Origin of the sequence: Achromobacter sp. 2789STDY5608615 (genome assembly GCF_001298995.1) — a bacterium.
GTDB classification, from domain to species: Bacteria; Pseudomonadota; Gammaproteobacteria; order Burkholderiales; family Burkholderiaceae_B; genus Achromobacter; species Achromobacter insuavis.
On record NZ_CYTY01000056.1, the window covers coordinates 15151 to 28324 of the forward strand.

1 protein-coding gene is annotated in these 13174 nt (G+C 70.4%); it reads left to right on the forward strand.

Going from position 1 to position 13174, the window contains the following annotated elements:
- Nucleotides 1-293: 293 nt before the first annotated feature.
- Nucleotides 294-13174, forward strand: a 12881-nt coding sequence (locus tag AOZ49_RS33920; protein WP_054479281.1) for an autotransporter-associated beta strand repeat-containing protein, incomplete at its 3' end; no start/stop codon positions are given.

Here is a 13174-nt window from a genome sequence, read left to right on the forward strand (position 1 = left end):
CTTTCGACGATTATTTCCAATTATATTTACCATTAGTAATTTCAGTATCTATTTGAAAGTTTCAATATGAGAGAAATCGCCTGATTTCTGAAAATAATAGTTACTATTTACGCGAAATTCTTAAAGATCATCTCGTCAGATTCCTTTCAAACTGACTCCAGGTTTAAAAGCGGCACCTAATAAAACCACCGCCGCTCGCGCTTCCCGATGTGCAGCAATCGCCTATTCCAGGCACCGGGCAAGATTGGCGATCCGGTGCTCCAGGAAAGGCCCATTGTGTTTCTGGAGCTGAGATGAAACCTGGCCACCGGCATGGCTTTTCTTTCCTTTCCCTCAACTACGCGTGGCAGGCGCTGATCCTGCTGCTGGCCCCGGTTCCCGCCGCGCTGGCGTGCACCACCTCCGGCACATCGATCCTGTGCAACGACGCCGTCGTCCTGCTCCCGATTCCCAACATCAACACCGTCAACACCAACGTGAACGGCGCCTCGGTGCTGGTCACCGCCAGCGGGCAGTCCTCGTCCGCCTTGGTCAGCCCGTCGATCACCTTGAGCGGCAAGAACACCAGCCTAACCAACCAGGGCACCGTCGACCCGGGCCTGGGGCTGGGCGGACTGCTCAGCCTGGGCGCGACCGGCGCGCAACTGGGCAACACCACCAATGGCGGCTCGGTGGTCGTCAACAACAACGGCGCGCTGCGCGGCACCGGCCTGTCGGTGCTGGGCCTGCCGCTCCTGACCGGCGTGGGCGGCGCCGCGCTGGTGGCCATGAGTGACGCCACCGGCACCATCAACATCACCAATACCAACCTCATCGAGATCCGTCCGGGCCTGCTGCCCGACCTGAGCGCGCTGCTGAGCAGCCCCGTGATCGCCGCCTATGGCGGCGCGCCGATCACCGTGACCAACGCGGCTGGCGCCGTCATCAACGGCCGCGTCGGCCTGGGCCGCTCCGTTTCAGGCAATACCTTCACCAATGCCGGCACCATCAACGGCAGCGTGCACATGGGCATCAACAGCACCAACACCTTCACCGCGGTGACCGGCTCGTCCGTCAGCCAGGGCGGCGCCACCAGCATCGGCGTGGGCGCCAACCTGAACGGACTCGGCGCGAACGTGGCATTGAATTTCTCGGCGCTGGGCCTGGTCGACGGCGGCGCTAACGGCAACAACACGCTGGTGCTGCAGAACCCGGGCGCCAGCGGCGTCAGCGGCGGCGGCACCGCCAGTTCCGCCACCTACATCAACTTCAACAACCTGATCGTCAACGGCGGCACCTGGAACGTCAGCGGCCCGCTGGTGACGGCGCAGGCCACGCTGAATGGCGGCCTGGTCAATTTCGACAACGCGGGCGCCTTCGGCAGCGGCACGCTGACCGCCAACGGCGGCGCCATCGCCAGCACGCAGGCCTTGTCGCTGAGCAATGCGATCGCGCTCGGCGTCAACGGCCTGGGCATCCAGGGCGCCAGCGACCTGACGCTGTCGGGCGCCACCAGCGGCGCCGGTTACCTGGACAAGTCGGGCGCCGGCACGCTGACGCTCAACGGCGCCAACGCCCACACCGGCGGCACGCGGCTGGGCGGCGGCACACTGGTCCTGGGCACCAATACCGCGCTCGGCCTGGGCGACCTGGCGGTCTATGGCGCCGCCACGCTGCAAGCCGTGGGCGCCACCAGCATCGGCAACAACATCGGGCTGGGCGCCACACTCGCCCTGGCCAATACCGGCAACCTGGCGTTGACGGGCAATCTCACCGGCGCCGGCACGCTGGTCAAGAACGGCGCGGGCATACTGACCCTGAGCGGCGCCAACAGCCACGCCGCGACCCAGATCAACGCGGGCGGCCTGATCGTCGGCAACAACAGCGCGCTCGGCAGCGGCGCGCTGACCGTGAATGGCGCCGCCAGCCTGGCCTCGACCGCCTCGATGGCGCTGCAGAACGCCATCGTGCTGAACAATACGCTGACGCTGAACGGCGCCAGCGACCTGACCCTGAACGGCCTGCTCAGCGGCGCCAGCGGTTCGCTGGTCAAGAGCGGCGCGGGCGCGCTGACGCTCAACGGCGCCAACACGTTCGGCGGCGGCGCCACCCTCAGCGGCGGCAGCGTGAACGTGGGCAGCAACACCGCCCTGGGCAGCGGCGGCGTCACCGTCAATGGCGCCGTGACCCTGTCGAGCCTGGCCAACAACATCGCGCTATCCAACACGTTCGCCCTGAGCAACGCGCTGACCATCGCCGGCAGCAACAACCTGACGCTCAATGGCGCCCTGTCCGGCGCCGGCGGCTCGCTGGTCAAGACCGGCAGCGGCACCCTGACGCTCAACGCCGGCAACACCTTCGGCGGCGCCACGCTCAATGGCGGCGCCATCGTGGCCGGCGCCAACAATGCCCTGGGCACCGGCACCGCCGTGGTGCAGAGCGCCACCGCGCTCGACGCCGGCGCGGTCGTCAGCCTGGGCAACCAGTTCGTGCTGAACGACAACCTGTCGGTCCTCGGTTCGCAGGACCTGACGCTGGCCGGCGCCCTCTCCGGCAGCGGCCAGCTGATCAAGAACGGCGCCGCCAACCTGACGCTGGCGACCCAGAACACGCATAGCGGCGGCGTGCTGCTCAACGCCGGCACGCTGACGCTGGGCAACAGCCTGGCGCTGGGCACCGGGCTGCTGGACGTGGAAGGCGCGGCCACGCTGGCCGCGGGCGGCCTGAACGTGGCCAACAACATCCGCCTGGGCGCGGGGCTCGGCCTGAACACCGGCGGCCAGGGACTGACGCTGTCCGGCGCGCTCAGCGGCGCCGGCGGCCTGACCCTGAACGACAACGGCATCCTGACCCTGTCCGGCAACAACAACCACGCGGGCGGCGTCACGCTCAATGCCGGCACGCTGATCGCCGCGAGCGACACGGCGCTGGGCAGCGGCCAGCTGACCATCGGCGGCAACGCCACGCTGCAAAGCACCGCCAACCGCAACTTCACCAACAACGTCGCGCTCAACGGCAACCTGACCGTCGACAGCGGCAACAACATCGGCCTGTACGGCGCCATCAACGGCGCGGGCAATCTGATCAAGAACGGCGCCGGCACCCTGACGCTGACCGGCGCCAACAGCTTCGGCAACACCACCATCAATGCCGGCGTGCTGCAGGCGGGCACCGGCAGCCTGGGCGCCAGCGTGCTCAACAACAGCAAGCTGGTGCTGGCGCAAGGCGCCAACGCGACCTACAGCGGCGCCATCAGCGGCAGCGGCAGCGTCGACGTGCTGGGCAACAACACCACGTTGATCCTGAACGGCATCAACACCTTCACCGGCGGCCTGAACCTGCTGTCGGGCACGGTCGAAACGCGCGGCGGACAGGCGCTGGCCGACAACCTGGCCGTCAATCTGGCGGCCGGCACCACGCTGCGGCTGACCGACAGCGAGACGTTCGGCTCGCTCAGCGGCGCCGGCAATCTGGCGCTGGGCGCCAGTGCCACCATGCAGATGGGGCAGAACAACGCCGACTCCGTCTTCGGCGGCGTGCTCAGCGGCGCCGGCAACATCGTCAAGAACGGCACCGGCGCGCTGACGCTGTCGGGCGTGAACACGCAGACCGGCCTGTTCAACGTGGCCGGCGGCAGCCTGAACGTCACCGGCTCGCTGACCAGCTCGCAGGTCAACGTGGGCGCGGGCGCGAGCCTGGGCGGCACCGGCAGCGTGGCCGGCGTGGCCAATATCGCCACCGGCGGCGCGCTGACGGGCACCACCGGCCAGACCCTGACGCTGGGCGGCCTGAATATGAGCGCTGGCTCGCAATTCAATGTGTCGCTGGGCGCGCCCACGCCGCAGGCGCTGGTGCAGGTCAATGGCAACGTGACGCTCAACGGCAATCTCAACGTGACCGACAAGGGCGGCTTCGGCGTCGGCGTCTATCGCCTGCTGGGCTATACCGGCACGCTGACCAACAATGGCATGGCGCTGGGCAGCCTGCCGCCGGGCACCCTGCCCGCCAACCTGCAGATCCAGACGGCGGTGAACCAGCAGGTGAACCTGGTGGTGGCCGCGGGCGGCAACAACGTGCAGTTCTGGAACGGCGCCAAGACCGCCGCCGACGGCGTGCTGGCCGGCGGCAGCGGCACCTGGGCGGCGGGCCAGACCAACTGGACCGATCAGTCGGGCAACCTGTCGCAGGCCTGGGGCGGCCAGTACGCCGTGTTCGGCGGCGCCGCCGGCGGCAACGTCGCCCTCACCGGCGACCAGGCCGTGACCGGCATGCAGTTCTTCGCCGATGGCTACACCCTGACCGGCGGCGGCCTGCAATTGGCCACGGGGCCGAATACGTTCCGCGTCGACCCGACCATGACCGGCACCATCAACAGCGCCATCAAGGGCGCCGGTCAATTGCAGAAGCGCGACCTCGGCACGCTGGTGCTGGGCGGCGCCAACACCTATACCGGCGGCACGTTGATCAGCGAGGGCGTGCTCCAGGCCAGCGCCGACAACAATCTCGGCGACGCGGGCGGCGCGCTCGGTTTCGCAGGCGGCACGCTGCGCGTGACGGGCACCGGCTACACCGGCACCAGCCGCGCCATCGACGTCGGCGCGGGCGCCGGCTTCGACATTGCCGACGCCGGCAATGTCTTCACGCTGAACCAGGCCCTGACCGGCGCGGGCCGCGTCACCAAGCTGGGCGCCGGCACCCTGGCGCTGGGCGGCAACAACAGCGCCATCGGCGGCGTCACGCTGGCGGCCGGCACGGTGTCGGTCGGCAGCAATACCGCGCTGGGCAGCGGTTCATTCAACATCAACGGCTCGGGCGCGCTGGACAGCTCCGCCGCCGTGACGCTGGCCAACGATGTCTTCATCGGCGCCGGCAACACGCTGACCCATCTGGGCTCGAACGACCTGACGCTCAACGGCGTCGTGGCCGGCACCACCGGCGCCCTGGCCAAGCAGGGCAACGGCACGCTGACGCTCAACGGCGCCAACAGCTATGCCGGCGGCACCACCCTGTCCGCGGGCGCGATCCGCGTCGGCAGCAACACCGCGCTGGGCACGGGCCTGCTGACCGTCGCCGGGGCATCGAGCCTGCTGTCCGACGGCAGCGTCGCCCTGGCCAACAACGTGGCGCTGGGCGCCAACCTGACCACGGGCGGCAGCGGCAACCTGACGTTGAACGGCGCCCTCGGCGGCGCCGGCACCTTGATCAAATCGGGCAGCGGCACGCTCACGCTGAACGGCATCAACACCCATGCCGGCACCCAGCTGAACAGCGGCACCCTGCTGCTGGGCAACAACCAGGCGCTGGGCCTGGGCCCGCTGGCCGTCAATGGCAATGCCGCGCTCGATGGCGGCGTCGATCTGACGCTGGGCAACGCCATCACGGTGGCCAGCGGCGCCAACCTGACGCTGGCGCAGACGCACGACGCCCTCTTGTCCGGCGTGATCGATGGCGCTGGCGGCCTGATCGCCGGCGCGGCCGGCCGCAGCCTGACCCTGACCGGCGCCAACACCTACCAGGGCGGCACGCAACTCAACGGCGGCAGCCTGGTGGTGGGGTCCGGCACGGCGCTCGGCTCGGGCGCGCTGCAAGTCAACGGCGCCGCCACGCTGGCCGGCATCGCCGGCGGCCCGGCCATCGCGCTGGCCAACAACGTGACGCTGAACAACGCGCTGACCGTCAACGGCGCGCGCGACCTGACCTTGTCAGGCGCCATCGACGGCGCCGGCTCGCTGCTCAAGAGCGGCAGTTCGACCCTGACGTTGAACGGCGCCAACACTTACCAGGGCGGCACCACCCTGGCCGCCGGCGCCCTGCGGGTCGGCAACGGCGCGGCGCTGGGCAGCGGCGACCTGACGGTCACCGGCGCGGCGACGCTGGGCTCGACCCAGGCCGTCACGTTGAACAACAACGTGATGCTGAACCAGGGCCTGGCGCTGGATCTCACCAACGACCTGACCCTGGCCGGCGCGATCGGCGGCGCCGGCGGCCTGAGCGCCAGCGGCGCCGGCACCCTGACGCTGGCCGGCGCCAACACCTTCGGCGGCGGCACCCAGGTCAACGGCGGCACCCTGGTGGTCGGCGCCAACACCTCGCTGGGCAGCGGCGCCCTGACGGTCAACGGCGCCACGCTGCAGGCGCTGACCGGCGTGACGCTGGCCAACAACGTGACCCTCAACGGCAGCGCGTTGACGGTTTCCGGCGCCCAGGACGTAGCGCTGAGCGGCATCGTCGCGGGCGGCGGATCGCTGGTCAAGCAAGGCGCCAACACGCTGACGCTGAGCGGCGCCAACACCTTCCAGGGCGGCGTCACGCTGGCGCAAGGCGGCTTGCGCGTGGGCTCGGGCCAGGCCCTGGGCAGCGGCACGCTGACCGTGGCCGGCGCCTCGACGCTGACCAGCACCCAGGCCGTCACGCTGGCCAACAACGTCGCGCTCAACGGCGGCAACCTGACCGTGGGCGGCGCCAACGACGTCACCCTGGGCGGCACCGTCAGCGGCGCCAACGGCCTCGTCATGAACGGCAGCGGCACCCTGACGCTGTCCGGCGCCAACAACTACGCCGGCGGCACCACCCTGGCCAGCGGCACGCTGGCCGCCAACAGCAATACCGCCCTGGGCACCGGCGCCCTGACGGTCAACGGCGCGGCCAGCCTGACCGCCGCCGACGGCGTCACGCTGGCCAACAACGTCACGCTCAACAACACCCTGACCGCCACCGGCGCGGGCAACTGGACCCTGGCCGGCGTCATCGGCGGCGCCGGCGGCCTGATCAAGCAAGGCAGCGGCACGCTCACCCTGACGGGCGCCAACACCTATACCGGCAACACCCAGCTCAACGCGGGCGGCCTGACCGGCGACACCGGCAGCATCCGCGGCAACGTCGCGACCGCCGCCAACACCACCCTGACCTTCAACCAGAACGCCAACGGCGCCTTCGGCAATGTGCTGTCGGGCGCGGGCAACCTGGAAAAGACCGGCACGGGCAGCCTGACGCTGAGCGGCGGCAACACGCTGTCCGGCGGCATCGGCGTGGCGCAAGGCACGCTGGTCGCGGCGGGCGGCAACGCCATCAGCTCGGCCTCGGGCGTGCGCATCGACAGCGGCGCCACGCTGCAACTGACCGGCGCCGAATCCATCGCCAGCCTGACCGGCAATGGCGTGCTGCAGGCCGACGCCAACGTCTCGCTGGGCAGCGCCAGCGACAGCCTCTTCGGCGGCGTGCTGGCCGGCGCCGGCAACATCACCAAGACCGGCGCCGGCACCCTGACGCTGGGCGGCGCCAGCACCAACAGCGGCGATTTCAACATCAACGGCGGCACGGTCAACCTGACCGGCTCGCTGGCCAACGCCAACGTCAACGTCAATGGCGCCGGCTCGACGCTGACCGGCAGCGGCACGGCCAGCGGCAACGTGTCGATCCTCAATGGCGGCAGCCTGGCGGTCAGCTCCGCCAACCCTGGCGGCCTGACGCTCGGCTCGCTCACGGTCGACAGCAACTCCAGCATCGACGCGCTGCTGGGCGCGCCCTATTCCGGCAGCCTGGTCAACGTGTATGGCGACGTCACCCTGAACGGCAAGGTCAACGTCACCCAGGCCCCCGGCTTCGGCGTGGGCGTCTACCGTATCGTCACCTACACCGGCAACGGCAACACCGCCGGCCTGGCGCTGGGCACCGGCGCATCGCCGAACCTGAGCCTGCAGACCGGCATCACCGGCCAGATCAACGTGCTGAACCAGTCGAGCGCGGGCGAGATCCAGTTCTGGCAAGGCGGCAACGGCGCCTGGACCACCGCGGGCACCACCTGGCAGAACGCCACCACGCAGGCGGCCGAGGCCTGGGGCGGCAAGTTCGGCGTGTTCCAGGGCAACGCCGGCACCGTCACGGTCGCCGCCAACCAGCAGTTCCAGGGGTTGCAGTTCTCCACCGACGGCTACATCATCACCGGCGCCGGCGGCCTCACCGCGCAGGCCGGCAGCGACGGCGTGGCGACCCTGCGGGTCGAGCCCAACGCCACCGCCACGCTCGACACCGTGTTGAGCGGCAGTGTCGATATCGCCAAGCGCGATGCCGGCACCCTGATCTTCACCAAGGCCAACACCTACGTCGGCAACACCCGCCTCGAAGGCGGCGTGCTGCAGATCAGCGCCGACAACCAGCTGGGCGACGCCGCCAACGGCGTCGTCTTCGCTGGCGGCACGCTGCGCTACGCCGGCACGGCGCCGGGCGCCGCGAGCCGCGCCTGGACCCTGCAAGGGGCCGGCGGCGTCGACGTGGCCGATGCGGCCGCGGTCTACACCGTCAACGGCGTGGTGTCCGGCACGACCGCGGCCGGCACGCTGACCAAGACCGGCGCGGGCACCCTGGTGCTGAACGGCGCCAACACCTATGTCGGCGGCACCCAGTTGCAGGCCGGCACCCTCAAGGTCGGCAACAACACCGCGCTCGGCACTGGCGTGCTGACGGCCGCGGCCGGCACCACGCTGGCCAACGACACCGCGCTGACGCTGGCCAACAATGCCGTGCTGCAGGGCGACCTGACGGTCCAGAGCAGCCAGGCCCTGACCTTGGGCGGCAGCCTGTCGGGCGCCGGCGGCCTGGTCAAGACCGGCACCGGCACCCTGACGCTGGCGGGCAACAACAGCTATCAGGGCAATACGCAGCTGACGGCCGGACAGATCACCGTCGGCAGCAACACCGCGCTGGGCACCGGCAGCCTGATCGCCGCCGACGGCACGCAGCTCGATGCCGGCGCGGCGACGCAACTGCAGAACGCCGTCGTGCTCAACGGCGCCCTGACCTTGCCGGGTTCCAACGACCTGACCCTGGCGGGCGCCGTCAACGGCGCCGGCAGCCTGGTCAAGAATGGCGCCAGCACCCTGACGCTGGGCAACGCCAACAGCTTCGGCGGCGGCGTGCAGCTGAACGGCGGCACGCTGGCGGTGGGCAACAACGGCGCGCTGGGCAGCGGCACGCTGACGACCAGCGGCGGCGCCACCCTGTCCGCCACCGCCCCGGTGACCCTGGCCAACGCCGTCACGCTCGGCGCCGGCACCACCACCGTCACCGGCGCCAACCTGGGACTGAGCGGCGTCATCAGCGGCGCCGGCGCGATCGACAAGACCGGCGCCGGCGTGCTGACCCTGACCGGCAGCAACAACTACGGCGGCGGCACCACCCTGGCGGGCGGCACGCTGGTCGTGGGCGGCAGCAGCGCGCTCGGCAGCGGCGCCCTGACGGCCGCCGCCGGCACCACGCTGAGCGGCCTGGGCAACGCGTCCCTGACCAACAACGTGACCCTGGGCGGCAGCGTGACGGTCAACGGCAGCGACAGCCTGACGCTGGCCGGCGTGGTCGACGGCAGCGGTCCGCTGGTCAAGACCGGCACCTCCACGCTGACCCTGAACGGCGCCAACACCTACACCGGCGGCACCACCCTGGCGGGCGGCACGCTGGTCGCCGGCGGCAACACCGCGCTGGGCAGCGGCGGCCTGTCGGTGACCGGCGCGAGCACCCTGCAGGCCGGCGCGTCCGGCGTCGCGCTCGCCAACCTGGTCAACCTGGGCGCGGCGCTGACCGTGTCCGGCGCCAACGACCTGACGCTGGCCGGCAACATCACCGGCGCCGGCAGCCTGACCAAGTCCGGCGCCGGCACGCTGACGCTGAGCGGCCAGAACCAGTACAGCGGCGGCACCACGCTGGCCGGCGGCACCCTGATCGGCGACACCCACAGCCTGACCGGCGCCATCGGCACCGCGACCGGCACCAGCCTGGTGTTCAACCAGGCCACGGGCGACGACGGCAGCTTCGGCGGCGTGATTTCCGGCGGCGGCAGCCTGACCAAGAACGGCGGCGGCACGGTCACCCTGACCGGCGCCAACACCTATACGGGCGGCACCACCATCAACGCCGGCACGCTGGCGGGCAACGCCACCAGCCTGCAAGGCAACATCAACATCGTCGACGGCAGCGCGCTGATCTTCAACCAGACCGGCGCCGACGGCACCTATGGCGGCAACATCACCACCACCGGCAACAACACCGGCACGCTGACCAAGGACGGCTCGGCCAACCTGACGCTGACCGGCAACAACACGGTCGGCGGCGGCACCACCGTCAACGGCGGCACGCTGCTGGTGAACGGCACGCTGGGCGGCCGCAACGTCACGGTCAACGCCGGCGGTTCGCTGGGCGGCTCGGGCTCGGTCGCCACCGACGTCACGCTGGGCAACGGCGCGCACCTGGTGGCGGGCACGCCGGGCAATCCGATCTCGTTCGCGCAGAACCTGAACCTGTCGACCGGCACCCAGCTCGACTTCACGTTGGGCGCGCCGAACTCGGCCACCACCGCCGTGACCGTGGGGCAGAACCTGGCCCTGAACGGCATCCTCAACATCTACGACGGCGGCAATCTCGGCACCGGCGTCTATCGCCTGTTCTCGTACGCCGGCACGATGACCGGCGCCGGCCTGACCTATGGCGTCCTGCCGTCCGGCTACACCAGCGCCAACCTGACCCTGCAGAACCAGCCGAACCAGGTCAACCTGGTGCTGCAAAGCCAGCCGGGCGAGATCCTGTTCTGGAACGGCGCCAAGACCACGCCCGACGGCGTGATCGCCGGCGGCAGCGGAACCTGGAATGCCGCGGGCAACAACTGGACCGACGCCAGCGGCAACCTGGCCAGCCACTGGAACGGCAAGTACGCGGCCTTCTCCGGCGCCAGCGGCACCGTCACCATCGACGGCAGCCAGGCGGTCACCGGCGTGCAGTTCCTGACCAGCGGCTACACGCTGGCCGCGGGCGCCGGCGGACAGCTCGGCATCGCCCAGGCGCTGACCCCGTTCCGGGTCGAGGCCGGCGGCACCGCCACCATCGCGGCGCCGATCACCGGCGCGGGCGGCATCGAGAAAGGCAACGGCGGCACGCTGATCCTGGCCGGCAACAACACCTACACCGGCAACACCTCGATCCGCAGCGGCGTGCTGCAGGTGACCCAGGACAGCCAGCTGGGCAATGGCGGCGCGATCTCGCTGAACGGCGGCACGCTGCGCATCGCCGATGCCGGCTACGCCACCACCGCCCGGACGATCTCGCTCGACGGCACCGGCGGCGGCCTGGACATCGTCGCGGCCAACCAGACGTTCACGCTGAACCAGTCCATCAACGGCACCGGCGCGCTGCTCAAGCAGGGCGACGGCACCCTGGTGCTGAACGGCGTCAACGCCTATGCCGGCGGCACGGTGATCGCCGGCGGCACGCTGGAAGGCAACAGCGCCAGCGTCAAGGGCAACGTCAGCACCTCGGCCGGCACCACCCTGCGCATGAACCAGGGCGCCGATGGCGCCATGACGGGCGGCATCAGCGGCGGCGGCCAACTGGTCAAGGACGGCGCCGGCGCGCTGACGCTGACCCAGCCGTCGACCTACACCGGCGGCACCCGCATCAACGCCGGCACCCTGATCGGCGACACCAGCAGCCTGCAAGGCGCCATCACCAACAACGCCACGCTGGTGTTCAACCAGGGCTCGGACGGCAATTTCTCGGGGTCGCTCGCGGGCGCCGGCACTATCGTCAAGCAAGGCGGCGGCTCGCTCGGCGTGGGCGGATCGCAGACCTTCAATGGCACCGTCGCGATCAACGGCGGCACGCTGCAACTGGGCAGCGCCCAGGCGCCGGCCACCCTGCCCGCCGCCGTGCAGGTCAACAGCGGCGGCACCCTGTCCGGCTACGGCACCATCGCCAGCCTGACCAACGCCGGCACCGTGGTCAGCGGCTCGGGCGCGGGCGGCGGGCTCAAGGTCAGCAACAACTTCAGCAACGGCGCGGGCGCCACGCTGGCGGTCGGCGTCGGTCCGAACGCCGGCCCCAACGTGCACGTGACCGGCACCGCCGCCCTCGGCGGCACGCTGAAGGTGACCAGCAACGGCCCGCTGACCGGCAACGACACCTTTACGGTGCTGACCGCCGACCAGGGCCGCCAGGGCGTGTTCGCCAGCACCGTCCTGCCGCAGCTGGCCTTCGTCGACGCGGCGGTCGGCTACGATCCGAACAACGTCACGGTGTCCTTCACCCGCAACCAGACCGGCTTCGGCTCGGTGGCGCAGACGCCGAACCAGCGCGCCGTGGCAGGCGCCCTGGGCGGCATCGACCCCAACTCGGCGCTGTATGGCGCCCTGCTCGGGCTGACCGCCGACGAGGCCGCCGCCGCGTTCAAGCAGTTGTCCGGCGACAGCCACGCCTCGCTGGCCTCGGCGCTGATCCGCAGCTCGGAATCGGCCCGCGCCCTGCCGCTGAACCACCTGCGCGACAGCCTGCAAAGCGAGAACACGCAGGACGGACGTCCGTGCGACGAAGCGCTGCGCACCAACGGCGGCTATTCGCAGCGCTTCTCCTGCCAGCGCAACATCTGGGCCGAGGTCATCGGCAACTGGCAGAGCCAGGACGGCGACGGCAACGCGCCCAGCTACAAGCAGCGCGTGGGCGGCGTGCAGGCCGGCGGCGATATCCGCGTCGGCGACGGCTGGCGCGTCGGCATGGCGCTGGGCTACCAGGACAGCACCATCTGGCAGGACAGCCGCAATGCCCGCGCCAAGGTCGACAGCTACAGCGTCTCGCTGTTCGGCGGCAAGTCGTTCGTGCAGCCCGGCGGCTCGGCCTGGAACCTGATGGCGGGCGCGGCCTACAGCTGGCACCGCATCGACAACCGCCGCGACCTGACACTGGCCGGCCAGAACCAGGAGCTCAAGACCAAGTACGACGGCAACACCACGCAGATCTTCGGAGAACTGGGCTACGCCATTCCGGTGTCGCCGCGGGCCACGGTCGAGCCGTTCGTCGGCGCCGCCTGGATCAAGCAACGCATGGGCGGCTTCTCGGAAAACGGCGGATCGGCGGCGCTGTCGGCGGGCAGCGACAGCAACGACATCACCACCACCACCGTGGGCCTGCGCGGCAAGCTGGACACCGAGATCGCCGGCGCACCCGCGCGCCTGCGCGCCTCGCTCGGCTGGCGCCACGCGATGGGCGATGTCGATCCCGAGCGCACCATGGCCTTCAGCTCGGGCCCGTCCTTCACGGTGGCCGGCACGCCGGTGGCGCGCAACGCCGCCGTCACCGAACTGGGCGCCGAGATCGCGGTCTCGAAGAACGCCTCGATCGGGCTGGGCTACCAGGGCCAGTTCGGCAACGGCAGCCGCGA